The sequence below is a fragment of the Pseudomonas sp. 15A4 genome (assembly GCF_016925575.1).
Taxonomy (GTDB): Bacteria; Pseudomonadota; Gammaproteobacteria; order Pseudomonadales; family Pseudomonadaceae; genus Aquipseudomonas.
The window spans coordinates 1527341-1553237 of sequence record NZ_CP068986.1 but is presented as its reverse complement, the minus strand read 5'-3'; the positions used below and the strand labels follow the sequence as shown (position 1 = coordinate 1553237).

The following is a 25897-nucleotide window of genomic DNA, read 5'->3' as shown; positions in this document are numbered from 1 at the left end:
CGGCCCTCATCAAGACAATCATCAAGTGCAGTCCCTCTTCAATTTCAGTCCGTCCATTACCCAGCAGATGCCGGATTTGCCTGTGTCGGTTTTGTATGGCCAAGGCTGGTCAACAGATTACTCAACTCAACCAGCTCGGGGCGTCGCGCCAATACCGCTTCTATATAAGAGAAGAAGCGTGGTACATCCGCGACGTAGCGTGGCTTGCCGTCACGGTGGCAAATGCGGGCGAAGATACCGATCACCTTCAAATGCCGCTGCACGCCCATCAGATCACTGGCACGACGGAATTCATCGAATTCTTCCTGCACCGGGATACCCGCCGCAGCGGCCTTGCTCCAATACAGCTTGAGCCAGTCCGCTACGCGCTCCTCCGGCCAGCTCAGGAACGCATCCTTGAACAGGCACGTGATGTCGTAGGTGACCGGGCCGTATACCGCGTCCTGAAAATCCAGCACGCCAGGGTTCGGTTCGCTGAGCATCAGGTTGCGCGGCATGTAATCGCGGTGCACCAGCACCTTCGGCTGGGCCAGCGCGCTTTCGATCAGCAGATCGCTGACGGCCTGCCAACTGGCCTGCTGCGCCTGGTCAAACGCCACGCCCAGATGATGCTTCACGTACCACTCGGGAAACAGCTCCAGCTCGCGGCGCAGCAGTGCCACGTCATAACTTGGCAACGGCGCATCCATCGGTAGTTGCTGGTAGGCGAGCAATGCGTCGATTGCGTCACTGAACAGCTGATCGGCATTTTGCTCGTTGATCACATCCAGATAAGTCTGACGACCCAGGTCATTCAATAAAAGGAAGCCCTGATTCAGGTCTTCGGCATAAATTTTCGGAACATTAATGCCCGACCCGCTCAATAAATGAGCGATATCCACGAAGGGTTTGCAGTTTTCCTGTGGGGGCGGAGCATCCATGACAATAAAAGTGCGGCCCTCCCCTCCCAGCGAAAGTAACGTCTGAAACTGGCGTCGCTGCTGGCAGCAGTCAACGTGGCCGGGGGTATCGGGCCCCAGTTCTGGGCCTCGAATAAACGCGGGAGCTGCTCATCGAGCCAAACTTTCAGGTGTTGCAGGCGTACATCTTGATCTGGCATTGCAAGGGTCTCCGACGGCGCTAGCCGTCAAGCGGGTCATGCTTTATTATCCGACATCTTTTTCAGCCCATCGAGAGGCGTGCGGCCCCCCGCGGGCAGATGGCGCGCAGGAAGCCCGGACTAATAAGATGGCATTGAAATCCCCCGCGTTTCGTAAAAAATTTCCGTTGCTCGTAACCGGCAGTCTGCTGGCGATGCAACCCTTGGCCGTCCCGTACGTGGTTGCCGCCGAACAGTATGACTGCTCGGTGTCTGCAACAGGTGCATGGGATTGCTCCCCGAAAACCAACGCAGCCCAGTTGCCTCCGCGCCCCGTGCACGACGCCAACAGTGTTTCGTCCAACAGCAGCACGGCAGATGGCGCTCAGACGACCACCACCTCCGATGGCGAAGTCGTGCCCAAAACGATGCTGGTCACCGAGGCCAAGGGCCGTGGCCTGAAGTCGCGCAGCGCCGACTACAGCCACCTGGACTGGGTGCCGCGCGAGAAGCTGACCGCAGCCCAACTGGCTGAGACCGGTCCGTATTGCTCGGGCGCCTATGTCGAACCGATCCGTCCGGGCATGGACGACAAGACGCCGAAGAGCGACGCACCGACTTTCATCGGCGCCAAGGCTTCGCGTTATCAGCAGGAAGAACAGGTTGCGACCCTGGCAGGTGACGTTGTTCTGCGTCAGGGCAGCATGCAGGTCGAGGCTGACGAAGCCAGCCTGCATCAGGCCGAGAACCGTGGCGAGCTGAACGGCGATGTCCGTCTGCGCGACAACGGCGCCCTGATCGTCGGCGACCATGCTGAAGTTCAGCTCGACACCGGCGAAGCCAAAGTCGACAACGCCGAATACGTGCTGCACAAGAGCAACGTTCGCGGTAACGCGCTGTACGCTCGTCGTGCCGAGAACGCGATCATCCGCTTGAAGGACGGCACGTACACCACGTGTGAGCCGAACAGCAACGCGTGGACGGTGAAGGGCAACAACATCACCCTGAACCCGGCCACCGGTTTCGGTACGGCCACCAACGCCACACTGCGCGTTCATGACATCCCGATCCTGTACACGCCTTACATCTATTTCCCGATCGACGACCGTCGCCAGTCCGGCTTCCTGCCGCCGACCATCGGCACGAGCACCGACACGGGCTTCTCGTTGCTCACTCCGTACTACTTCAACCTGGCGCCGAACTACGACGCCACGTTGTACCCGACCTACATGGCCAAGCGCGGCATGTTGCTGGAAGGCGAGTTCCGCTACCTGACCAAGAGCAGCGAAGGTCAGTTCGGTGCGGCTTACTTGAATGACGACGATGATGATCGCAAAGACCAGTCGGACTACAAAGACACTCGCTGGTTGATCAACTGGCAGGATCGCAGTGGTCTGGATTCGCGTCTGACCAGCAAGATCGACTACACCAAGGTCAGTGATCCTTATTACTTCAAGGATCTGAAAAGCGGTCAGGAGGGTGTGAGCACCAGCGACTACCTGAACCAGCAAGGTGCGCTTTACTACCGTGGTGACAGCTATACCGCGACGCTGAATGCGCAGCAGTATCAACTGACCACCGTGACTCAGATCACGCCATATGCTCGTCTTCCCCAGCTGACCTTGAACGGAACGTTGCCATATCGTCCTGAAGGCCTGAAGTTCGATTACGAGACAGAGTTGGTTCGCTTTGATCGAGATTTGAGAACGGGCAATTACGTCGATGAAAACGGCGGCCCGTTGAATGCGGACGGCTCCATAGGTACAACTAGACTCGACAACAATATTTCTGGGCTTGCACGCGCAAACGGCGATCGTCTGAACCTTGCTCCGTCGGTAAGCCTGCCGCTGACGGCGAGCTACGGTTTTGTAACGCCTAAGCTTAAATACGTTTACACCCAGTACGATCTTGACCTGGACGCGCAGGGCAAACGTACGTTGCTGGCCGACGAGACTTATCACAGCAGCGAAAACCGCAGTGTTCCGATCTTCAGCGTCGACAGCGGCTTGTACTTCGATCGCAACACCAACTGGTTCGGTAAAAACTACCGTCAGACGCTGGAGCCTCGTGCTTACTACCTTTATGTCCCGAACAAAGATCAGAGCGATATTCCGATCTTCGACAGTGGCGAAACCACCTTCAACTACAGCTCGCTGTTCCGCGACAACCGCTTCGTCGGCTCCGACCGTATTGGCGACGAAAACAAACTGTCGCTGGGCGTGACCAATCGCTGGATCGAAGACAACGGTTTCGAACGTCAGCGCGTGAGCATTGGTCAGGCGGTGTACTTTGCCGATCGCAAGGTGCAACTCCCAGGTATTTCCTTCGAAGACCGCAAAGATGCTCAGTCCGACGTGTCGCCGTACGCACTGGAATACGAATACCGCTTCAACCGCGACTGGCGTGCAACGTCGGACTTCAACTGGGACCCGGACAGCCGCAGCACTCGCTCCGGCAGTGCAATGCTCCACTACCAGCCTGAAGACGAGCCGGGCAAGATCATCAACGCCGGCTATCGCTATCGTAACGACCAGATTCGCTACGATCAGACGACCGGGCGCTGGACCATTGGCGGCGGCGACGCGGTCCTCCCGGACGGCTCAGTTATCAAGGACTACTACAAAATCCAGCAGCATGACTTCTCGGTTATCTGGCCGGTTGTGCCGCAGTGGAGCGCCATCGCGCGCTGGCAGTTCGACTACAACCGCGACCGTACCCTCGAGGCCTTCGGTGGTTTTGAATATGACAACTGCTGCTGGAAGTTGCGTCTGATCAACCGTTACTGGGTCGATTACGACGAAACCACCCAAGAGGTTGCGCAGAACGAAAAAGGCGACCACGGCGTCTTCCTACAAATCGTGTTGAAGGGACTTGGCGGCGTCGTTGGCCAAAAAGTTGAAAGCTTCCTCGACAAAGGCATCCAAGGTTATCGTGAACGTGAAGACCAAGCTTTCTGATTGTCTGCGCCCGCTGATGCTGGGCGCGCTGCTTATCGGTTCTGTTGCGCACGCTGAAGTGCGCACCATCGACAAGGTAGTTGCCATCGTCGACAACGACGTGGTCATGCAAAGCCAGCTCGACCAGCGCACCCGTGAGGTTCAGCAAACCATCGCCAAGCGCGGGCAAGGCGTTCCGCCTGCCAGCGCACTGGAGTCTCAGGTCCTGGATCGTCTGATCCTGGAAAACCTGCAGATCCAGATCGGCGAACGCTCCGGCATTCGCATCAGCGATGAAGAGCTGAACCAGGCAGTTGCCACCATTGCTCAACGCAACAACATGAGTGTTGACCAGTTCAAGGCTGCACTGACCCACGACGGGCTGTCCTACACCAGCGCACGTGAGCAGATCCGCCGGGAAATGATCATCAGCCGTGTGCGTCAGCGCCGGGTTGCCGAGCGCATTCAGGTCTCGGAGCAAGAAGTGAAGAACTTCCTGGCTTCCGATCTGGGCAAAGCTCAGTTCTCTGAAGAATTCCACCTGGCCAACATTTTGATCCCGACGCCGGACAGTGCGACGTCGGATCAGATTCAAGCTGCTGCAGCCAAAGCCAAGGACCTCTACGGCAAGCTGCAACAGGGTGCGAACTTCGAGCAGATGGCGATCGCATCGTCGGCCAGTGAAAGTGCGTTGGACGGTGGTGACATGGGCTGGCGTAAAGCCGCTCAGCTGCCGCCTCCGTTCGGCGACATGCTGTCGTCCATGCGTCCGGGCGAGGTCACCCCTCCTGCGCGTACACCGGGCGGTTTCATCATCCTCAAACTGCTGGAAAAACGCGGCGGCGAGACTCAGACCCAGATGCGCGACGAGGTTCACGTTCGTCACATCCTGATCAAGCCAAGCGAAATCCGTAGCCCAGCCGAGACCAAGCTGCTCGCGCAACGTATCTACGATCGCATCCAGAATGGCGAAGACTTCGGCGAACTGGCGAAGAGCTTTTCCGAAGACCCGGGTTCGGCGCTTAACGGCGGCGACATGAACTGGGTTGATCCGCGCTCGCTGGTTCCGGAGTTCCGCGACGTCATGAACGAGACACCTCAGGGCGTCGTCTCCAAGCCGTTCGAGACCCAATTCGGCTGGCACGTTCTGGAAGTCCTCGGCCGTCGTTCGACTGACAGCACCAGTCAGGCGCGTGAACAACAGGCAATGACCGTACTGCGTAACCGCAAATACGACGAAGAACTGCAAACCTGGTTGCGTCAGATCCGTGATGAAGCCTACGTCGAGATCAAGCTCCCCGGAGCTGATCAGGCGGCCAAGTGAAACCCCAGCGTTTCGCCCTGACACCCGGCGAGCCGGCCGGCATTGGTCCTGACCTTTGCCTGTTGCTCGCCGCGCAGTCCCAGCCCCATCCCCTGATTGCCATTACCAGCTGTGACCTGCTCACCGAGCGGGCCGCCCAGCTGGGCGTGGCCGTTAGCCTGATTCCCGTCACACCCGCCGCCTGGCCTGACGTCCCCGCCCCCGCTGGCAGTCTGTATGTCTGGGACACGCCGGTTAAAGCGCCGGTAGTAGCCGGCCAGCTCGATAAAGCCAACGGCGGTTTCGTGCTCGAAACCCTGACCCGAGCCGGCCAGGGCTGCATGGACGGCCACTTCGCCGGGATGATCACAGCGCCGGTGCACAAGGGCGTGATCAACGACAGTGGCATCGCATTTTCCGGCCATACCGAGTTCCTTGCGGAGCTGACCCATACCGAACAAGTGGTGATGATGCTGGCGACCGGTGATCTGCGCGTGGCGCTGGTGACCACTCACCTGCCCCTGCGTGACGTCGCCGACGCGATCACTGCTGAGCGGCTGGAGCGTGGGACGCGCATCCTGCACGCGGATCTGGTCAACAAATTCGGCATCGCCCGCCCGCGGATTCTGGTCTGTGGCCTAAACCCGCATGCCGGCGAGAGTGGCCACCTGGGCCGAGAAGAAATCGACATCATTGAACCTACTCTGGCGCGTCTGCGCAGCGAGGGGCTGGACTTATATGGCCCGCTGCCCGCCGACACGCTCTTTACCCCCAAATATCTGGAGCACTGCGACGCGGTGCTGGCGATGTACCACGACCAAGGCCTGCCCGTGCTGAAGTACAAAGGCTTCGGCGCCGCCGTCAACATCACGCTGGGCCTGCCGATCATTCGCACTTCCGTGGATCACGGCACGGCGCTGGATCTGGCGGGCACAGGCAAGATCGACACCGGCAGCCTCAGGGTCGCTCTGGAAACCGCCTATCAGATGGCCGAGACCCATTCATGAACGAGCAATTCCAACACAAGGCGCGCAAGCGTTTTGGCCAGAACTTCCTGCACGATGCTGGCGTGATCGACAAGATCCTGCGCTCCATTCGTGCCAAGGCCGAAGACCGCATGCTGGAAATCGGCCCGGGGCAAGGTGCCCTGACCCAAGGCCTGCTGAGCAGCGGCGCGCAGCTGGACGTCGTGGAACTCGACAAAGACCTCGTGCCGATCCTCATGCATCAGTTCGGCAGCAAGCCGAATTTCAGCCTGCATCAGGGTGACGCGCTGAAGTTCGACTTCACCAGCCTGAACGCCGCACCCAATAGCCTGCGTGTCGTCGGCAACCTGCCTTACAACATCTCGACGCCGCTGATTTTCCACCTGCTGCAGAACGCCTACCTGATCCGCGACATGCACTTCATGCTGCAGAAAGAAGTGGTCGAGCGTCTGGCGGCCGGTCCTGGTGGCGGTGATTGGGGACGGCTGTCGATCATGGTTCAGTACCACTGCCGCGTTGAGCATCTGTTCAACGTTGGTCCGGGCGCGTTCAATCCGCCGCCGAAAGTGGATTCCGCCATCGTTCGTCTGGTGCCCCATGAAACCCTGCCGCACCCGGCCAAGGATCACCGCGTGCTTGAGCGCGTCGTCCGTGAGGCCTTCAACCAGCGCCGCAAGACCCTGCGCAATACGCTGAAAGCCCTGTTGACCAGCGAAGAGATCACCGAAGCCGGTGTCGATGGCAGCCTGCGTCCGGAGCAGCTGGATCTGGCGGCGTTCGTGCGACTGGCCGACAAGCTCAGCGAAAAGCCTGTCGCCGCCTGACCTTCTGGGGACATGTCCGGTCAAAGCCTCAGTGCTTGCTTATCCGTTACATGTCCTAGACTGACTTTCAACCGGACCACTTCCGGCTTCTCCGCTTTCGCTTTTAAGGCCTCTTGCATGTCTGATTCTCGTTACCAGGTCGACGTCAGCGTCGAGACCCGTTTCCTAGCAGAACAATCACAGCCTGAGCACAACCGCTTCGCCTTCGCTTACACCATCACCGTGCACAACAACGGCGAGCTGCCAGCCAAGTTGCTGTCGCGCCATTGGGTCATCACCGACGGCGACGGTCAGGTTGAAGAGGTTCGCGGCGACGGCGTCGTAGGTCAGCAACCGCTGATCCAGCCTGGGCAAAGTCACACCTACACCAGCGGCACCGTGATGACCACCAAGGTGGGCAATATGCAGGGCACTTATCAAATGCTCGCAGAAGACGGCAAGCGCTTTGATGCTGTCATTGCACCATTCCGTCTGGCCGTACCGGGGGCGCTGCACTGATGGCAGTTTACGCAGTCGGTGACCTGCAGGGCTGCCTTGAGCCGCTGAAGTGCCTGCTCGAACGCGTGGCATTCGAGCCTGGCAAAGACACGCTCTGGCTGGTTGGCGACCTCGTCAACCGAGGCCCGCAGTCATTGGAAACCCTGCGTTATCTCTACGCCATGCGCGACTCCATCGTCTGCGTGCTGGGCAATCATGACCTGCACTTGCTGGCGGCCGGTCGCAACATCGAGCGCCTGAAGAAAGGCGACACGCTGCGGGAGATTCTGGAAGCGCCAGACGCCGTCGTGCTACTCGACTGGTTGCGCCAACAGAAGCTGATGCATTACGACGCCGAACGCGACATCGCACTGGTGCACGCAGGGATCCCGCCGCAATGGACGCTGAAGAAAGCACTGCGCTGCGCCGAGGAAGTGGAAGAGGCATTGCGCGATGACAATCGCTTCGAGCCCTTTCTCGACGGCATGTATGGCAACGAACCTGCCAAGTGGGATAAAGACTTGCAAGGCGTCACCCGGCTGCGGGTCATCACCAATTACTTCACGCGCATGCGTTTTTGCACCAGCGACGGCAAGCTCGATCTCAAAAGCAAGGAAGGACTCGACAGTGCGCCGGCGGGTTACGCGCCGTGGTTCAAGCACAAAGAGCGCAAAACCAAAGGCACGGGTATCATTTTCGGCCACTGGGCCGCACTTGAAGGCCGATGTGATGAGCCTGGCGTGTATGCACTGGATACGGGCTGTGTCTGGGGCGGCGCAATGACCCTGCTCAACGTCGACACCCGCACGCTGATTCGCTGCGAATGCGACGAGCGCGGCAACGCAAAAGCACCCACCCCCGAGGCATCCCCTGTCAGCGAGCCGACGCCGCTGCAGCAGTAAATTCTCCCTACGTTCTCGACCGTTCGAGGACCCGACGGCCCAGGAGCCCGAGCCATGACTGACTTCAAACGCATTTCACCCGAACAAGTCCACGCCCTGCGCGAACAAGGCGCCGTGCTGGTGGACGTGCGTGACGCGCAAACCTACGCGACCCAGCACATTCCGGAATCGCATCACCTCGACAACCATTCCATCGCCGACTTCATCCGCCAGGCCGATCTGGACAAACCGCTGGTCGTTCTCTGCTACCACGGCAACTCCAGCCAGAGCGCAGCGGCCTATCTTGTAGGCCAGGGCTTCTCCGAGGTCTACAGCATGGATGGCGGATTCGAGTTGTGGAAAACCAAATTTCCAGACGAAACCGCGCAAGGCTGATCGAAAAATATTTTTGCTGGCCGCTATCCCGCGTCCTACGCGGGCTCGCGCCCCCATCTGACGAACGGGTATGCCCTGTTCATCCCCATTGCTTCTTTCTGTGCCCGAATCCGAACTACTCTTAGCCTCAGGCCATCCGAATCAGGGGAGAGCCGGTACACCGGCGCGTGGGTCATCGGTCGCTACTTTTATGGTGTTTGGGGGTAATGGCAGCTGCGTGATCGGCTTCCATCCAGCATCAACTGACGATCCGCCGCCGGCTCCACGTATCGAGCGAGGTGACGTCATGAGTATTTTTAGCCACTTCCAACAACGCTTTGAATCGACACGGCAGGAAGAGCTCTCGCTACAGGAGTATCTCGAGCTCTGCAAAACCGATCGCAGCGCATACGCTTCCGCCGCAGAACGTCTGCTAATGGCCATCGGTGAGCCTGAGCTGTTCGACACGTCGACCAATTCCAGGCTGTCCAGAATCTTCTCCAACAAGGTCATTCGGCGCTATCCCGCGTTCGAAGAATTCCACGGCATGGAAGACTGCATCGAGCAAATCGTCTCGTACTTCCGCCACGCCGCCCAGGGCCTTGAAGAGAAGAAACAGATCCTTTACCTGCTCGGCCCCGTTGGCGGTGGTAAATCGTCCCTGGCTGAAAAACTCAAATCGCTGGTTGAAAAAGTACCGTTCTACGCCATCAAAGGGTCCCCGGTTTTCGAATCCCCTTTGGGCCTGTTCAAACCCACCGAAGACGGGACGATCCTCGAAGAGGACTACGGCATCCCGCGCCGGTACCTGAACACCATCATGTCGCCATGGGCGACCAAACGACTGGCCGAGTTCGGTGGCGACATCAGCCAGTTCAAAGTGGTTAAGCTTTACCCTTCCATCCTCAATCAGATCGCCGTCGCCAAAACCGAGCCCGGTGACGAGAACAACCAGGACATTTCGGCGCTGGTGGGTAAGGTCGATATCCGCAAGCTCGAGGAGTACCCACAGAACGACGCCGACGCTTACAGTTATTCGGGCGCGCTGTGCCGGGCCAACCAGGGCCTGATGGAGTTCGTCGAGATGTTCAAGGCGCCGATCAAGGTGCTTCACCCGCTGCTGACCGCCACCCAGGAAGGTAACTACAACAGTACCGAAGGTCTGGGCGCGATCCCGTTTACCGGGATTTTGCTGGCCCACTCCAACGAATCGGAATGGCACAGCTTCCGCAACAACAAGAATAACGAAGCCTTCATCGACCGGATCTACATCGTCAAGGTGCCGTACTGCCTGCGGGTCAATGACGAAATCAAGATTTACGACAAATTGCTGTTCAACAGCTCCCTGTCCAAAGCCCACTGCGCCCCGGACACCCTGAAAATGCTTGCGCAGTTCACCGTCCTGTCGCGGCTTAAAGAGCCGGACAACTCCAACATCTATTCGAAGATGAGGGTCTACGACGGCGAGAACCTCAAGGACACCGACCCGAAAGCCAAGTCGATTCAGGAATACCGCGACAGCGCCGGCGTCGACGAAGGCATGAACGGCCTCTCTACACGGTTTGCGTTCAAGATCCTGTCGAAGGTCTTTAACTTCGATCCCCATGAGATCGCCGCCAACCCGGTTCACTTGCTGTACGTGCTGGAGCAGCAGATCGAGCAGGAGCAATTTCAGGCCGAAACCCGCGAGCGGTATCTGCGTTTCATCAAGGAATACCTGGCGCCGCGCTACATCGAGTTCATCGGCAAGGAAATCCAGACCGCGTACCTCGAGTCCTACAGCGAATACGGCCAGAACATCTTTGACCGCTACGTGCTGTACGCCGACTTCTGGATTCAGGACCAGGAATATCGTGACCCGGAAACCGGCGAGATCCTCAACCGCGTGGCGTTGAACGAGGAGTTGGAGAAAATCGAGAAACCGGCTGGCATCAGCAACCCGAAAGACTTCCGCAACGAGATCGTCAACTTCGTGCTGCGTGCCCGCGCCAACAACAACGGCAAGAACCCGACCTGGCTGAGCTACGAGAAGCTGCGGGTGGTGATCGAGAAGAAAATGTTCTCGAACACCGAGGACTTGCTGCCGGTCATCAGTTTCAACGCCAAGGCCAGCAAAGAGGATCAGCAGAAGCACAACGACTTTGTCACACGAATGGTCGAGCGAGGCTACACCGATAAGCAGGTAAGGCTTCTTTCCGAATGGTACCTACGGGTCCGGAAATCGCAGTAAGGCAGCTGCAAGCGTCAAGCTACAAGCTGTAGGAAGAAAGCGCGTCAACCGCTTCTACTTGCAGCTTGCGGCTCACAACTTGAAGCTCCCCGGAGGGGCCTATGAGCTATGTGATCGACCGACGTCTCAATGGCAAGAACAAGAGCACGGTAAATAGGCAGCGCTTTCTTCGCCGTTACCGTGACCACATCAAGAAAGCAGTAGAAGAAGCCGTCAGCCGGCGCTCCATTACTGACATGGAGCACGGCGAACAGATCAGTATTCCGGGGCGGGATATCGACGAGCCGGTCCTGCACCATGGTCGCGGCGGCAAGCAGACGGTGGTTCACCCGGGTAACAAGGAGTTCACCACCGGTGAGCACATCGCCCGTCCGCAAGGAGGCGGTGGTGGAAAAGGGCCTGGCAAGGCGGGCAACTCCGGCGAAGGCATGGATGAGTTCGTGTTCCAGATCACCCAGGAAGAGTTCCTCGAATTCATGTTCGAGGACTTGGAGCTGCCCAATCTGGTCAAGCGCAACCTGAGCGGCACTGACACCTTCAAGACCGTTCGCGCGGGGATCAGCAACGAAGGCAACCCGTCACGCATCAACATCATCCGCACATTGCGCTCGGCCCATGCGCGGCGTATCGCGCTGTCCGGCAGCAGCAGGGCCAAGCTGCGGCAAGTGCAGGCTGAACTGGAACGCCTCAGGATCGAGGAGCCCGACAACTTCGGCGACATCCAGGAACTGGAAATCGAGGCCGCAAAACTTCAGGCGCGCATCCGTCGCGTCCCGTATCTGGACACCTTCGACCTCAAGTACAACCTGCTGGTCAAACAGCCGAACCCCAGTTCCAAAGCCGTGATGTTCTGTCTGATGGACGTTTCCGGGTCGATGACCCAGGCGACTAAGGACATCGCCAAGCGCTTCTTCATCCTGCTGTATCTGTTTCTCAAGCGTAACTACGACAAGATCGAAGTCGTCTTCATCCGCCACCACACCAGCGCGCGCGAGGTCGACGAAGAGGAGTTTTTCTATTCACGGGAAACCGGCGGCACCATCGTTTCGAGTGCATTGAAGCTGATGCAGGAGATCATGGCCGAGCGCTACCCCACCAACGAATGGAATATCTACGCAGCCCAGGCCTCGGACGGCGACAACTGGAACGATGACTCGCCTATTTGCCGGGACATCCTGATCAAACAGATCATGCCTTTCGTCCAGTACTACACCTACGTCGAAATCACCCCGCGCGAACATCAGGCGCTGTGGTTCGAATACGAGCGCATCGGTGAAGCCTTCGCCGACACGTTCGCCCAGCAGCAGCTGGTCTCTGCCGGTGATATCTATCCGGTGTTCCGTGAACTCTTCCAGCGCAGGTTAGTGACATGACCGCTAGAGAGCAGAAGCGCCAACCCCTCTCCACGGGTTCAGAGTGGACGTTCGAACTGATCCAGGCCTACGACCGGGAAATCAGCCGCATCGCCGAACGTTATGCGCTGGACACCTACCCCAACCAGATTGAGGTGATCACCGCCGAGCAAATGATGGACGCCTACGCGTCTGTCGGCATGCCGCTGGGTTATCACCATTGGTCCTACGGCAAACACTTCCTCAGTACGGAAAAATCCTATTCGCGCGGACAGATGGGTCTGGCCTACGAGATCGTCATCAACTCCGACCCGTGCATCGCCTATCTGATGGAAGAGAACACCATCTGCATGCAGGCGCTCGTTGTGGCCCACGCCTGCTACGGGCATAACAGCTTTTTCAAGGGCAACTACCTGTTCCGCACCTGGACCGACGCCAGTTCGATCATCGATTACCTGGTCTTCGCTAAGCAGTACATCATGCAATGCGAAGAGCGCCACGGGATCGATGCGGTCGAGGATCTGCTCGATTCGTGCCACGCGCTGATGAACTACGGCGTCGATCGCTACAAGCGGCCCTACCCGATTTCGGCAGAAGAAGAACGCCGCCGCATGAAGGATCGGGAGGAGCATCTGCAGAAACAGATCAACGACCTGTGGCGCACGATTCCGAAAAGCGCCAGCAAGAACGACAAAGAGGATTTCTCACGCTTCCCCGCCGAGCCTCAGGAAAACATCCTTTACTTCATCGAAAAACACGCACCGTTGCTGGAGCCCTGGCAGCGTGAAGTCGTGCGCATCGTGCGCAAGATCGCCCAGTATTTTTACCCGCAGCGTCAGACCCAGGTGATGAACGAGGGCTGGGCCACGTTCTGGCATTACACGCTTATGAATGATCTGTACGACGAGGGGCTGGTGACTGACGGCTTCATGCTGGAATTCCTGACCTCTCATACCAGCGTTGTCTACCAGCCGGGTTTCGACAGTCCCTACTACAGTGGTATCAATCCCTACACCCTGGGCTTTGCCATGTATCAGGACATCCGCCGGATGTGCGAGCACCCGACCGAAGAGGACCGCCAGTGGTTTCCTGATCTGGCCGGCACCGACTGGCTGACGGCGGTGAAATTTGCGATGAGCAGCTTCAAGGACGAGAGCTTCATCCTGCAGTACCTGTCGCCCAAGGTGATCCGAGACCTGAAGCTGTTCAGCATCCTCGACGATGATCAGAAGGACGATCTCCTCGTGCCCGCCATCCACGATGAAACCGGCTACAAGGTGATTCGTGAAACCCTCGCCGCGCAATACAACCTCGGCAACCGCGAGCCCAACGTGCAGATCTACAGCATTGACCGGCGCGGCGATCGCTCCCTGACCCTGCGTCATCAACAGCACGACCGCAAACCTCTCGGCGACTCCACGGACGAAGTGCTGAAGCACCTGCATCGGCTGTGGGGTTTTGATATCCATCTGGAAACGCTGCAAGGCGACCAGGTGATGAAAGTCCACCATGTGCCGCCGAGAAGCGAACACGCTGACAGTGAATATCCCCGGCTGGACCTGGCGGTCGTCCACTTATAGACCCTGAGCGTTTCCAGCCTCCGCGATTGCGACTTAAGGTTTATCCTGTCGCGCTCACGGAGGCTTTTTTATGCAGATTTATAAAGTTGGCGGCGCAGTGCGCGATCGCCTGCTTGGCAAACCGGTCACTGACATCGACTGGGTAGTAGTGGGTGCGTCGACCGAAGAGATGCTGGTCAAAGGCTATCGCCCAGTGGGAACGGATTTTCCGGTCTTCTTGCATCCGTTGACCGGTGAGGAATACGCGCTGGCCCGCACCGAGCGCAAGACCGGCAAAGGCTACGGCGGCTTTGTTTTTCACGCCCATCCGGATGTCACCCTTGAACAGGATCTGATCCGCCGCGACCTGACTATTAATGCAATTGCCGAGGACAGGAACGGCCAACTGACCGATCCTTACCACGGCCAGCAAGATCTCGAAGCCCGAGTATTGCGTCACGTTTCCCCCGCGTTCGCCGAAGATCCTCTGCGTGTCTTGCGCGTGGCCCGTTTCGCCGCGCGCTATGCCCCCGACGGTTTTACCATCGCCCCGGAAACCCTCGAACTGATGCGTCAGCTGAGTAGCTCGGGTGAACTGGAAGCGCTGACACCGGAACGCAGCTGGAAGGAAATCTCCCGGGCACTGATGGAAAAAGAGCCGCAGGTGTTCATCGAGGTCCTGCGTGAATGCGGCGCCCTGAAGGTGCTGATGCCGGAAGTCGACGCGCTGTTTGGCGTGCCTCAGCCGGAAGCCCATCACCCCGAAATCGACACAGGCGTGCATGTCCTCAGCGTGTTGCATCAATCTGCCCTGCATCGCCAGCCACTCAGCGTGCGCTGGGCCTGCCTGCTGCACGACCTGGGCAAAGGGCTCACGCCGCAGGAGGAATGGCCGCGCCACATCGCCTACGAGCATAAAGGGCTCAAAGCGATCAAGGCGGTCAACCAGCGCTTCAAAGTGCCAAGGGACTGTCAGGAATTGGCGCTGCTGGTGGGCGAATATCACACCCACGGCCATCGCGCGCTGGAGTTGAAGCCGTCGACATTGCTGGATCTGCTGCAGAGCTTTGACGTCTATCGCCGACCGCAACGCTTCGAGGAATTCATCGCCGCCTGCGAAATGGACGCCCGAGGCCGCAAAGGATTTGAGGAGCGCACCTATCCGCAAGCGGAGTATCTGCGCGGTGCTGCCGAAGCGGCGCGGCAAGTGGCGGTTCAGCCACTATTGGAGAAAGGTTTTCAGGGCCAGCAATTAGGCGAAGCGCTCAAGCGAGAGCGGCTGGATACGCTGAAGGTGTACAAGGCGTCGTATCAGCTTTGAGCCGCTGAGTTGGCCGCGGCGCCGTCGAGCTGAATGTCGGACGCCTGTTAGACCGCAGGAAGCAGGATGGCCGGGGTGAGCTGCTCGCCGCGCCATTCGAAGGCAACCGGCCAGAGCTTCTGATCGATGTTCGCTTCAGCCCACAGCTGGTCAAACGACACACCGACCTCAGGGTGCAGACGCTGCGGCGCGATCAGGGACAACGGCCACAGCACGAACGCATTTTTGAGGATTTCGGCGCGGGGCAGAATCAGGCCGTCGAAGTTGCCGACCTGTTCGCCATACAGCAGGACGTCGATATCCAGCGGCAGCCCCTTGCGATCAGGGGCATAACGACCGTTATCGGCTTCGATGAATTTGAGGCGGCGATCCAGTTCAGTCAGCGGCAGGTCGGTCAGCGCCGAAACCACCAGATTGAAAAACGGCCCGCTCTTGATCCCCACCGGATGACTTTCAAACACGGGCGAGCAGGTCATGTCTGTCAGAAAGCCGGCAAGAGCGTCGAGGCCGGCGCACAGATGGCGCTCCCGCTCGATATTGCTGCCCAGTCCCAGAAAAATCCGTGTCAGCGACATCCGCGCTCGATCTCCACCCCAACGCCCTTCGCCGCTGGCACGGCTCCCGGCTTGGTCAATTTGAGGTGCAGCCAGGGAATATTGAACTCGCTCATCAGTACTTCGGCGAGTCGCTCGGCGAAGGTTTCAACCAGCTGGAATTGAGAGGCTTCGGCGAACGCCTGAATCCGTGCGGACACACTGGCATAATCGAGCGCTTTGCTCAGGTCGTCGCCTGCAGCTGCAGGCCGATTGTCCCAGGCAAAACTCAGGTCCAAGCGCAGGCACTGGCGAATGCCACGTTCCCAGTCGTAGGCGCCGATGACGGTATCGACCTCCAGACCTTCAATGAAAACTCTGTCCAAGCCTGTCTCTCCGTTGCACGACAAGGGCGCGATGCGCCGTTAGAATCAAGGCAACCTCGCCCGGAATGGTTAGCATGTTTTGGTTACTGGCGGTCCTCGCCTACCTGCTCGGCTCACTGTCCTTCGCCATCCTGATCAGCCGCATAACCGGTCGCCCGGACCCGCGCGCCAGTGGCTCGGGCAACGCCGGCGCGACTAATATGCTGCGCCTGGCCGGCAAGAAACTCGCGGTACTGACGCTGATCGGCGACGTCTGCAAAGGCATGATCCCGGTGCTGATCGCCAGAGGATTGGACCTCGACCCACGACTGCAAGCCTGGATCGGACTGTGCGCAGTGCTGGGGCATCTGTTCCCGCTGTACTTCCGCTTTCGTGGCGGCAAGGGCGTGGCCACGGCCGCCGGCATGTTGCTGGCCTTGTATCCGCCAGCTGCCCTGCTCGCCATCGGCGCCTGGCTGCTGACGTTCTACCTCACTCGCACCAGCTCGTTGGCGTCCCTGATCGCCACGCCGCTGACGCTGCCGCTGCTCGCATGGCAGGAACCCCACGCGTTACTGCCGATGAGCGTGTTAACGCTGCTCATCGTCTGGCGCCATCGCGGCAATCTACGCGACCTGTTTGCCGGGCGCGAACGGCATTTCTGAAGCTACGCCCTGCCACAACCCCAACCAGGCGCTCGAACCGATTGCCCATCAAAGACCGGGTAACTGCTCCATCGGCCAGCGCGCCTGCACGGTAATGCTCAAACTTTCCCTCTGCCCCGCCTGCAAACGCTGGCAGCCGGCAAAAGCGATCATCGCGCCGTTGTCGGTGCAGAACTCAGGCCGGGCGTAATAAACATTTCCGCCCAGGCCATCGAGCATCTGTTCCAAGGACAGACGCAACGCCTTGTTCGCGCTCACGCCGCCGGCGATGACCAGACGCTTGAGCCCGGTCTGCTTCAGCGCCCGTTTGCACTTGATGGTCAAAGTGTCCACCACCGCCTGCTGGAAGGCCAGCGAGATGTCGCAACGGGTTTGCTCGCTGTCGTCTCCGGTACTTTGGCACTGCTGCCAGGTGTTCAAGGAGAACGTCTTCAAGCCGCTGAAGCTGAAATCCAGCCCGGGGCGATCCGTCATCGGACGCGGAAAGATAAAGCGCCCGGCCACACCGGATTGCGCCAGACGGGAAATCTCCGGACCGCCGGGGTAATTCAGGCCCATCATCTTCGCGGTTTTGTCGAACGCTTCGCCGGCGGCGTCGTCCAGAGTCTCGCCAAGCAACTCGTAGAGACCAATGCCATCGACGCGAACAAGCTGCGTATGGCCACCGGAAACCAACAAAGCGACGAACGGAAACTCTGGGGGATTTTCTTCCAGCATGGGGGCCAGCAGATGCCCTTCCATGTGGTGAACACCCAGAGCCGGGATGTCCCACGCAAACGCCAGAGCCTGTGCGCATGAGGCCCCCACCAGCAGAGCCCCGACCAGTCCTGGGCCAGCGGTATAGGCGATGGCATCGATCTCGGTCACGGCGCAGTCGGCCTCGGCCAACACCTGACGAATCAAGGGCAGCATGCGTTTTACGTGGTCACGGGAGGCAAGCTCCGGGACCACCCCACCGTAGACACGGTGCAGGTCGATCTGGCTGAATAATGCGTCTGCAAGCAGCCCGCGTTCGCTGTCGTACAGCGCGACACCGGTCTCATCGCAGGAAGTTTCCATTCCCAGTACTAGCATGGGGTACGCCTTGTTGGGGCTGAATTCGAAGGCGCGCATAATAGTCGCCGCTCATGCCTGCGACCAGTGCTTTTCGATCAGAGGCTTTGCATTCCGCGAAGCAAGGGGTTAACATCCGCAACCCTTAAAAACCGACGTACTTAGTGCAAGCGTTGCAGTAAGCGTTGACCCCGGTAATGAATGAAGGTAGCTCTGGATGCCAGCCGTCAAAGTTAAAGAGAACGAACCCTTCGACGTAGCTCTGCGTCGTTTCAAGCGCTCCTGCGAAAAAGCCGGTGTTCTGGCTGAAGTTCGTAGCCGCGAATTTTACGAGAAGCCGACTTCTGAGCGTAAGCGTAAAGCAGCAGCTGCTGTTAAGCGTCACGCCAAGAAAGTACAGCGCGAACAGCGCCGCGCCGTTCGTCTGTATTAATACAGACGTCTGACGCAAGCTTCTGCCTTGCCCGGCCTTCTAAGCCGGGCTGTCGGCAGTTGCAGTTCTAGCCTCAAGCAACACCGATCAAGCAACACAAGACAGAGGCTGTTGACGCCGCAGATGCGACCGAGACAAACCCCGTCGATTTCTTCCAGCCTGATTCAGGCCGCGTTGACCCGTCTACACTGACCAAGCAACCGTCGTTACGGTTTGGATTCGCCACGATCTTTCTGGCGGGGCGCCTGATGATGAGAACGCCATGGCCGGACTGATTCCCCAAGGTTTTATTGACGACCTACTGAACCGCACCGACATCGTCGATGTTGTCAGCTCACGCGTTCAATTAAAAAGACCGGCAAGAACTTCAGCGCCTGTTGTCCTTTCCATAAAGAGAAGACACCGTCGTTCAGCGTCAGCCCGGACAAACAGTTCTATTACTGCTTCGGCTGTGGCGCGGGTGGCAATGCCCTCGGCTTCATCATGGACCACGACAACCTGGATTTTCCCCAGGCCGTCGAGGACCTGGCCAAAGCGGCCGGGATGGAAGTCCCTCGCGAACAAGGCGTCAAAGGGCAAAAGCCCCGACAGCCTACCGATTCGCCGCTCTACCCTCTATTAACAGCCGCCGCCGATTTTTACCGGGCCGCGCTCAAGAGCCATCCAACGCGAAAATCTGCGGTGGAATACCTGAAAGGCCGTGGCCTGTCAGGTGAGATTGCCCGCGACTTCGGACTGGGCTTCGCCCCTCCTGGCTGGGACAACCTCTACAAGCACCTTAGCAGCGACACTCTTCAGCAGAAGGCGATGATCGATGCCGGCTTGCTGATCGAAAACGCCGAAACCGGCAAACGCTACGACCGCTTCCGCGACCGGGTGATGTTCCCCATTCGCGACAGTCGCGGCCGTGTGATCGCATTTGGCGGGCGGGTATTGGGCGACGACAAGCCCAAATACCTGAACTCTCCTGAAACCCCGGTGTTTCATAAGGGTCAGGAGTTGTACGGTTTATTCGAAGCTCGCAAATTTAACCGTAACCTGGACGAGATTATTGTCGTCGAAGGCTACATGGACGTCATTGCACTGGCCCAACAGGGCTTGCGCAATGCCGTCGCGACGCTGGGTACGGCGACCAGCGAAGAGCATTTGAAACGGCTGTTTCGTGTGGTGCCGAACGTGCTGTTCTGCTTCGATGGTGACCAGGCTGGCCGAAATGCTGCCTGGCGCGCACTGGAAGCGACGATTCCCGGTTTGCAGGACGGCCGGCGCGCCAGGTTTCTGTTCCTGCCCGAAGGGGAGGATCCCGACACCTTGGTGCGCACCGAAGGCACTGACGCGTTCAAGGCGAGAATCAACCAGCACGCACAACCGCTGGCTGACTATTTTTTCGAGCAACTGACCAAGGAGGCCGATCCGCGCTCCCTGGAAGGCAAGGCGCACATGGTGACACTGGCCGCGCCGCTGATCGAAAAAGTGCCGGGCGCCAATTTGCGCGAGCTGATGCGCCGACGACTGAAAGAGATCACCGGGCTGGACACCGCTGCGGTCAACCAGTTGATGCAGTCCGCCCCGGCGGAAGCTCAGCCCAGCTACGATCCGGGCTTCGATTACGAGGCCGTACCGGATTACGGCGATTATCAGCAGCACGATTACCAGGCGCAGCAGGAATGGACACCGAACGCGCCGGGCGGTCAGCAGAAGAAATGGAACAAGAAGCCGTGGGACAAAGGCAAGAAATGGGACAAGAACGGCAAGCGTCCTGATTTCGAACCTCGCGGTCCACGCACACCGGCGACGGTAGAGCCACCGGCGCTGACAGCACTCAGAACGCTACTGCACCACCCTGAGCTGTCGGCGCAGGTTGCCAACGCAAGTACGTTCGCCGATGAAGAAAACGTGTATTCGCAGCTTCTGGTGGCACTGATTGACGCCACACAGAAAAACCCGAAGCTGCGCACCATGCAATTGATTGCCCGCTGGCATGGCACCGATCAAGGACGATTGTTGCGTCAACTGGCGGAAAAGGAATGGCTGATCTCGGCCGATAACCTTGAACAACAGTTTTTCGACACTATAACTAGCTTGTCTGCCCGCCAACGCGAGCGACATCTGGAGCAATTGATCAGGAAGGAACGGCAGTCAGGTCTGAGCGCGGAAGAAAAAGTTCAGCTGCTCAACCTGTTAAATCGCAAAGTTCCTGCACAAACCCCGACCTCAACTGGCGTGTGAGGTCATAGCTCGGGTATAATCCCCGGCTTGTTTTTTGCCCGCCAAGACCTTCAGTGGATAGGGTGTTATGTCCGGAAAAGCGCAACAGCAGTCTCGTATCAAAGAGTTGATCACCCTGGGTCGTGAGCAGAAGTATCTGACTTACGCAGAGGTCAACGACCACCTGCCTGAGGATATTTCAGATCCAGAGCAGGTGGAAGACATCATCCGCATGATCAACGACATGGGGATCCCCGTACACGAGAGTGCTCCGGATGCGGACGCCCTTATGTTGGCCGACGCCGACACCGACGAGGCAGCCGCTGAAGAAGCCGCTGCTGCGTTGGCTGCGGTCGAGACCGACATCGGTCGCACGACTGACCCAGTGCGCATGTACATGCGTGAGATGGGTACCGTCGAGCTTCTGACACGTGAAGGCGAAATCGAAATCGCCAAGCGTATCGAAGAAGGCATCCGTGAAGTGATGGGCGCCATCGCGCACTTCCCTGGCACGGTTGAGCACATTCTCTCCGAGTACACCCGCGTCACCACCGAAGGCGGTCGTCTGTCCGACGTCCTGAGCGGTTATATCGACCCGGACGACGGCATAGCGCCGCCAGCCGAAGTCCCGCCGCCAGTCGATCCGAAGGCCGAGAAGGTTGAAGGTGCTGACGACGAAGAGGAAGACGCTTCCGACGATGAAGAGGACGAGGTCGAAAGCGGCCCGGACCCAGTCATCGCCGCCCAGCGCTTCGGCGCCGTTTCAGACCAGATGGCCATTGCCCTCAAGGCGCTGAAAAAGCACGGCCGCGGCAGCAAGCAGGCCAACGCTGAACTGCTGGCTCTGGCCGAGCTGTTCATGCCGATCAAGCTGGTTCCAAAACAGTTTGAAGGCCTGGTTGAGCGTGTTCGCGGTGCCCTAGAGCGTCTGCGTGCACAAGAGCGTGCCATCATGCAGCTGTGTGTTCGTGACGCACGCATGCCGCGCGCTGACTTCCTGCGCCAGTTCCCGGGCAACGAAGTTGACCAGAGCTGGACCGATGGGCTGGCCAAAGGCAAAAGCAAATACGCTGAAGCCATTGGTCGTCTTCAGGCCGACATTCAGCGTTGCCAGCAAAAGCTGACCGCGCTGGAAGAAGAAACCGGCTTGACCATCCTGGAAATTAAGGACATCAACCGTCGGATGTCGATCGGTGAGGCCAAGGCCCGCCGCGCGAAGAAAGAAATGGTTGAAGCTAACCTGCGTCTGGTGATCTCGATCGCCAAGAAGTACACCAACCGTGGCCTGCAATTCCTCGATCTGATCCAGGAAGGCAACATCGGTTTGATGAAGGCGGTGGACAAGTTCGAATACCGTCGTGGTTACAAGTTCTCGACGTACGCCACCTGGTGGATTCGTCAGGCGATCACTCGCTCGATCGCTGACCAGGCACGCACCATCCGTATTCCGGTGCACATGATCGAGACGATCAACAAGCTCAACCGTATTTCCCGTCAGATGTTGCAGGAAATGGGTCGCGAACCGACGCCGGAAGAGCTGGGCGAACGCATGGAAATGCCTGAGGACAAGATCCGCAAGGTATTGAAGATCGCTAAAGAGCCGATCTCCATGGAAACCCCGATCGGTGACGACGAAGACTCGCACTTGGGTGACTTCATCGAAGACTCGACCATGCAGTCGCCAATCGATGTCGCCACGGTAGAGAGCTTGAAAGAAGCGACGCGCGAAGTACTGTCGGGCCTCACCGCCCGTGAAGCGAAGGTACTGCGTATGCGTTTCGGTATCGACATGAACACCGACCACACCCTTGAGGAAGTCGGTAAGCAGTTCGATGTTACCCGTGAGCGTATCCGTCAGATAGAAGCCAAGGCGTTGCGCAAACTGCGCCACCCGACGCGAAGCGAACACCTGCGTTCGTTCCTCGACGAGTAAGCGACACGTCGTACCAAAACCCCCGGCATTGCTGGGGGTTTTGCGTTTTAAGGAATAAATTTCCGGCAGAGTGCCACTGTTGTCCAGCGCGGCTACACTCGATTGATTCTCATCCATGAATCACCGAGGCTGCCATGATCTGGATGCCGGCCATTGCTCTCTTGTGCTTGCTCGCCCCCGCTGCAGTGACCGCCCAGGCATTGCTTCACAACGAAGATGACGGGCAAGCGATGCAGCAAGGGTTACAGCCCAACGAAGACGTAGAATCCAGAAATCCAGCCGGTATAAGCCGCAACTTATCCACTCCCCTGCTCAGCGACCGATTCGTCAGTGTCGATCAAGCGCGCCCACCAGAACAATTCAACGACCTGAAGGATTCGTCGGTCGCACTGCCGGCAGGTATCCATGCCAGCGAACGCAGCGAGCTCTGGCATGAGTTTTTGCTGATCGGACTGCCCGGGCTGCTGGTTCTGATAACGGTGCTGGCCATTGTGGTGCGGATCAACCGTCGCCTCAGCTCGGAAATCTCTCGCCGAATTGCCCTTGAGCAGGAGCTGCGCAGCAGCTGAATACCACTATCGCGGGATGATCGAAAGCCTTTCGGCCATCGCGTGGGAAGCCAATACCCACGACTACTCCTACAACTACGTCTCACCCCACGCTCAGGATTTGTTGGGTTACCCGCTGCACCAGTGGCGGAGGCCCGGATTCTGGCGGAGCATCGTTCATCCGGAGGACGTCGACTACGCACAGACCTACTGCGACCGCGAGGTGGCGGAAGGTAATGATCACAGCGTTGATTATCGAGTCCTGAGTGCCGACGGCAGGGTGGTCTGGATCCGCGACATTGTGAGCATGATCGGCTATGGGCAAGAACCCGTGATGCGCGGGCTGATGATCGACATCAGCGAAGCCAAGCAAACCGAAGAAGCGCTGCGCCTGTCGGAAGGGAAGTTCGCCTCGGTGTTCGCTCAATGCCCTGACATGCTGGTCATCGCACGTCTTTCCGACGGCTGCTTTCTGGAGGCCAATCCGGCATTTGCAGAGCAAATTGGCGTCAGCCCGGCCGACGTCGTAGGGCGTGTTCCTTCCGAGCTGAATATTTGGGGTATTCCCGACATCGGCCACAGTCTGCTGCAACGCCTTCAGAAGGGCAGCATCCGCAATCTGGAAATGCCGTTTCGGCGCAGTGATGGCCGCCTGTTCACCGGGCTTCTGTCAGCCGAGCCTTTTGATCTGGACTCCACTGCCGCAGTGGTTCTGGTAGTGAGGGACATCACGCCGCTCAAGGAGGCCCAGCAACAGCTGCAGATGTCCGAAGAGAAATTTGCAAAGGCGTTTCACTCTTCGCCAGACGGCCTGCTGATTACACGGCAAAACGACGGATTGCTCGTGGAGGTGAACGACGGTTTCAGCCGAATCACCGGGTATCACAGCTCGCTGTCGCTGGACCGTACCACCCTTGACCTGGGCATCTGGGTAGACCTGAACGAGCGACAGCAACTGCTCGAGCAGTTGAGGCGCGACGGCTTTGTGAAGGACTTTACCAGCCACATCCGTCGCAGGGATGGTCAGATCCGCCTGTGCGAGATTTCCGCGCGGCCACTGCCGATTGCCGGTGAGGACTGCATGCTCACCATCGCGCGTGACATCACCGACCGCCATCAGATGCAGGAAAAGCTGCAACTGGCCGCGACGGTATTCGAAAGCACAGCGGAAGGCGTATTGATCACCGACACCCGACAGCGGATCAACGCAGTCAACCGGGCCTTCAGCGAAATCACCGGCTACAGCGAACAGGAAGCGCTCGGCGACACGCCGCGATTGCTGGCATCCGGACTTCACGACAGCGCGTTCTACGCCGCCATGTGGTACCAACTGACAGCAGAGGGTCATTGGCAGGGCGAGATCAGCAACCGGCGCAAGAATGGTGAGATCTATCCGAGCTGGCTGACCATCAGCGCTGTGCGCAATCGCGATAAGTTCATCACTCACTTCGTCGCGGTGTTCGCTGATATTTCCAGCCTGAAGCAGGCTCAGGCCCGCCTCGACTACCAGGCGCACCACGACCCGTTGACCGGCCTGCCGAACCGGACGCTGTTTGAAAGCCGACTGCACGCCGCGCTGACCCACTCAAGAGCGGCCTACAGCCTCGGCGCGGTGTTGTTTCTGGACCTGGATCGCTTCAAGCACATCAATGACAGCCTCGGCCACCCCGTTGGTGACCTGCTATTAAAAAGCATTGCGGTGCGCCTGAAGGAGAACCTGCGCGACATCGACACCGTCGCGCGGCTCGGTGGCGATGAATTCATCATCCTGTTGCCGGGCCTGCAAAATCCGACCGACGCCGAAGTCGTCGCCACCAAGCTGCTCAACAGTTTTTCGGCGCCGTTTCAGGCGGGCGATCACGAGTTCTTCATGAGCACCAGCATCGGCAGCGCGCTGTTTCCCACAGACGGCGCGGACGTCGCCACGCTGATCAAGAATGCCGACGCGGCGATGTACCGCTCGAAGGCCAAGGGGCGCAACCGGGTCGAGCACTACACCCGCGATCTGACCGCTCAGGCCAGCGAGCGGATTGCCCTGGAACAGGAGCTGCGGCGCGCTATCGAGCGTAACGAGTTCACCCTTTCCTACCAACCCAAAATCAGTTTGCTGACACACCGGCTAGTCGGCGCCGAAGCGCTGATACGCTGGTTCCACCCCACTTTCGGCGACGTCCCACCCGAACGGTTCATCCCGCTCGCAGAAGAAAACGGCATGATCCTGCAGATCGGCGAATGGGTGCTCGATACGGCGTGCCGGCAGTTGCACGAGTGGAACCAGCGCTACGATGTGTTTGGCCCGCTGTCGGTAAACCTTGCCGGCGCTCAATTGCGTCAGCCCAATCTGGTCAACAAGATCGAACGACTGCTGCTCCAGCACCAGTTACAACCTGGCTGTCTACAACTGGAAATCACTGAAAACTTCATCATGTCGCAGACCGAAGAGGCGCTTTCCGTCCTGCATCGCCTGAAAACACTCGGCGTACAGCTGGCGATCGACGACTTCGGCACCGGCTACTCATCGCTCAGTTACCTCAAGCGCCTGCCGCTGGACATCCTCAAGATCGACCAATCGTTCGTGCGCGGCTTGCCTGATGACCCCCACGATGCGGCGATTGTCCGCGCCATCATTGCGCTGGGTCGTAGCATGCAGCTGACAGTCATCGCAGAGGGCGTCGAGACGCTTGAGCAACAGCAATTCCTGGCAGACGAAGGCTGCGAACAAATTCAGGGCTACCTCGTCAGCCCGCCCCTGCGCGCGGAGCAATTCTGTGCGACATTTCTTCGCACAACCGTTTCAGACGTTTCGGATGGCACAGCGCGTAAACCGTCGTTATAAT

At 58.7% G+C, this 25897-nt stretch carries 17 protein-coding genes and 3 pseudogenes; 16 read left to right on the top strand and 4 right to left on the bottom strand.

Going from position 1 to position 25897, the window contains the following annotated elements:
- Positions 1–56 precede the first annotated feature (56 nt).
- Positions 57–1099 (bottom strand): annotated as a pseudogene (locus JN403_RS06915) (phosphotransferase).
- A gap of 128 nt (positions 1100–1227) precedes the next feature.
- Between JN403_RS06915 and JN403_RS06910 the strand changes: the two are divergent.
- The 11 genes from JN403_RS06910 to JN403_RS06860 all read left to right on the top strand — a co-directional run bounded on the left by JN403_RS06910 (position 1228) and on the right by JN403_RS06860 (position 15322).
- Positions 1228–4035 (top strand): LPS-assembly protein LptD, encoded by a 2808-nt coding sequence (locus tag JN403_RS06910; RefSeq protein ID WP_205486474.1) that lies wholly within the window; start codon positions 1228–1230, stop codon positions 4033–4035.
- Positions 4016–5338 (top strand): peptidylprolyl isomerase, encoded by a 1323-nt coding sequence (locus tag JN403_RS06905; RefSeq protein WP_163023110.1) that lies wholly within the window; start codon positions 4016–4018, stop codon positions 5336–5338. The genes JN403_RS06910 and JN403_RS06905 overlap by 20 nt, the downstream gene beginning before the upstream one ends.
- On the top strand, positions 5335–6324 hold the full coding sequence (gene pdxA, locus JN403_RS06900; RefSeq protein WP_205486472.1) for a 4-hydroxythreonine-4-phosphate dehydrogenase PdxA: 990 nt from the start codon (positions 5335–5337) through the stop codon (positions 6322–6324). The genes JN403_RS06905 and pdxA overlap by 4 nt, the downstream gene beginning before the upstream one ends.
- Positions 6321–7127 (top strand): 16S rRNA (adenine(1518)-N(6)/adenine(1519)-N(6))-dimethyltransferase RsmA, encoded by an 807-nt coding sequence (gene rsmA, locus JN403_RS06895; protein WP_205486470.1) that lies wholly within the window; start codon positions 6321–6323, stop codon positions 7125–7127. The genes pdxA and rsmA overlap by 4 nt, the downstream gene beginning before the upstream one ends.
- Before the next feature lie 117 nt (positions 7128–7244).
- Positions 7245–7625 (top strand): Co2+/Mg2+ efflux protein ApaG, encoded by a 381-nt coding sequence (gene apaG, locus JN403_RS06890; RefSeq protein ID WP_172609904.1) that lies wholly within the window; start codon positions 7245–7247, stop codon positions 7623–7625.
- The gene (locus tag JN403_RS06885; RefSeq protein WP_205486468.1) at positions 7625–8506 is read left to right on the top strand and encodes a symmetrical bis(5'-nucleosyl)-tetraphosphatase; all 882 of its coding nucleotides are present in this window, start codon (positions 7625–7627) and stop codon (positions 8504–8506) included. Before apaG ends, JN403_RS06885 begins: the two co-directional genes overlap by 1 nt.
- 54 nt (positions 8507–8560) lie before the next feature.
- The gene (gene glpE, locus JN403_RS06880) at positions 8561–8881 is read left to right on the top strand and encodes a thiosulfate sulfurtransferase GlpE (RefSeq protein ID WP_122536561.1); all 321 of its coding nucleotides are present in this window, start codon (positions 8561–8563) and stop codon (positions 8879–8881) included.
- 286 nt (positions 8882–9167) lie between these two features.
- Positions 9168–11090, top strand: a complete 1923-nt coding sequence (locus JN403_RS06875) for a PrkA family serine protein kinase (protein ID WP_122536560.1) — start codon at positions 9168–9170, stop codon at positions 11088–11090.
- 101 nt (positions 11091–11191) lie between these two features.
- Entirely contained in the window at positions 11192–12463 is a 1272-nt protein-coding gene (locus tag JN403_RS06870; RefSeq protein WP_074886967.1) for a YeaH/YhbH family protein, read from the top strand.
- The gene (locus JN403_RS06865; RefSeq protein ID WP_074886964.1) at positions 12460–14022 is read left to right on the top strand and encodes a SpoVR family protein; all 1563 of its coding nucleotides are present in this window, start codon (positions 12460–12462) and stop codon (positions 14020–14022) included. The genes JN403_RS06870 and JN403_RS06865 overlap by 4 nt, the downstream gene beginning before the upstream one ends.
- Positions 14023–14092: 70 nt before the next feature.
- Positions 14093–15322: a multifunctional CCA addition/repair protein gene (locus JN403_RS06860; RefSeq protein WP_205486454.1), complete on the top strand. Its 1230-nt coding sequence runs from the start codon at positions 14093–14095 to the stop codon at positions 15320–15322.
- A gap of 47 nt (positions 15323–15369) precedes the next feature.
- Here the strand turns inward: JN403_RS06860 and folK are convergent, their stop codons facing one another.
- Positions 15370–15897 carry a 2-amino-4-hydroxy-6-hydroxymethyldihydropteridine diphosphokinase gene (gene folK, locus JN403_RS06855; protein ID WP_205486446.1) on the bottom strand — a complete coding sequence of 176 codons (528 nt, stop codon included), beginning with the start codon at positions 15895–15897 and terminating at the stop codon, positions 15370–15372.
- Positions 15888–16241 carry a dihydroneopterin aldolase gene (folB, locus tag JN403_RS06850; protein ID WP_074886956.1) on the bottom strand — a complete coding sequence of 118 codons (354 nt, stop codon included), beginning with the start codon at positions 16239–16241 and terminating at the stop codon, positions 15888–15890. Before folB ends, folK begins: the two co-directional genes overlap by 10 nt.
- Before the next feature lie 74 nt (positions 16242–16315).
- Here folB and plsY point away from each other — a divergent pair, with 74 nt between their 5' ends.
- Positions 16316–16885 carry a glycerol-3-phosphate 1-O-acyltransferase PlsY gene (gene plsY / locus JN403_RS06845; RefSeq protein WP_074886952.1) on the top strand — a complete coding sequence of 190 codons (570 nt, stop codon included), beginning with the start codon at positions 16316–16318 and terminating at the stop codon, positions 16883–16885.
- Positions 16886–16933: 48 nt separating this feature from the next.
- On the opposite strand, the gene tsaD is transcribed toward plsY, so the two are convergent.
- Entirely contained in the window at positions 16934–17959 is a 1026-nt protein-coding gene (tsaD, locus tag JN403_RS06840; RefSeq protein WP_122536608.1) for a tRNA (adenosine(37)-N6)-threonylcarbamoyltransferase complex transferase subunit TsaD, read from the bottom strand.
- 196 nt (positions 17960–18155) lie between these two features.
- On the opposite strand from tsaD, the gene rpsU reads away from it, so the two are divergent.
- From rpsU to JN403_RS06820, 4 genes and pseudogenes are all read left to right on the top strand, one after another.
- Positions 18156–18371, top strand: coding sequence for a 30S ribosomal protein S21 (gene rpsU, locus JN403_RS06835; protein ID WP_002551877.1), 216 nt, complete (start codon positions 18156–18158; stop codon positions 18369–18371).
- 262 nt (positions 18372–18633) lie between these two features.
- Positions 18634–20600: pseudogene (gene dnaG, locus JN403_RS06830) on the top strand (DNA primase).
- Positions 20601–20667: 67 nt separating this feature from the next.
- A complete protein-coding gene (rpoD, locus tag JN403_RS06825; RefSeq protein WP_205486444.1) occupies positions 20668–22512 on the top strand; it encodes an RNA polymerase sigma factor RpoD in 1845 nt (614 codons plus the stop codon).
- Positions 22513–22940: 428 nt separating this feature from the next.
- Positions 22941–25896, top strand: a pseudogene (locus JN403_RS06820) (EAL domain-containing protein); the annotation flags it as partial.
- Position 25897: the final 1 nt, after the last annotated feature.

Coding starts and splice junctions, on each gene's coding strand:
- folK (WP_205486446.1), bottom strand. CDS start 15,897: ATGTCGCTGACACGGATTTTTCTGGGACTGGGCAGCAATATCGAGCGG.
- glpE (WP_122536561.1), top strand. CDS start 8,561: ATGACTGACTTCAAACGCATTTCACCCGAACAAGTCCACGCCCTGCGC.
- JN403_RS06870 (WP_074886967.1), top strand. CDS start 11,192: ATGAGCTATGTGATCGACCGACGTCTCAATGGCAAGAACAAGAGCACG.
- JN403_RS06865 (WP_074886964.1), top strand. CDS start 12,460: ATGACCGCTAGAGAGCAGAAGCGCCAACCCCTCTCCACGGGTTCAGAG.
- rsmA (WP_205486470.1), top strand. CDS start 6,321: ATGAACGAGCAATTCCAACACAAGGCGCGCAAGCGTTTTGGCCAGAAC.
- tsaD (WP_122536608.1), bottom strand. CDS start 17,959: ATGCTAGTACTGGGAATGGAAACTTCCTGCGATGAGACCGGTGTCGCG.
- JN403_RS06875 (WP_122536560.1), top strand. CDS start 9,168: ATGAGTATTTTTAGCCACTTCCAACAACGCTTTGAATCGACACGGCAG.
- rpsU (WP_002551877.1), top strand. CDS start 18,156: ATGCCAGCCGTCAAAGTTAAAGAGAACGAACCCTTCGACGTAGCTCTG.
- JN403_RS06860 (WP_205486454.1), top strand. CDS start 14,093: ATGCAGATTTATAAAGTTGGCGGCGCAGTGCGCGATCGCCTGCTTGGC.
- rpoD (WP_205486444.1), top strand. CDS start 20,668: ATGTCCGGAAAAGCGCAACAGCAGTCTCGTATCAAAGAGTTGATCACC.
- plsY (WP_074886952.1), top strand. CDS start 16,316: ATGTTTTGGTTACTGGCGGTCCTCGCCTACCTGCTCGGCTCACTGTCC.
- JN403_RS06910 (WP_205486474.1), top strand. CDS start 1,228: ATGGCATTGAAATCCCCCGCGTTTCGTAAAAAATTTCCGTTGCTCGTA.
- apaG (WP_172609904.1), top strand. CDS start 7,245: ATGTCTGATTCTCGTTACCAGGTCGACGTCAGCGTCGAGACCCGTTTC.
- JN403_RS06885 (WP_205486468.1), top strand. CDS start 7,625: ATGGCAGTTTACGCAGTCGGTGACCTGCAGGGCTGCCTTGAGCCGCTG.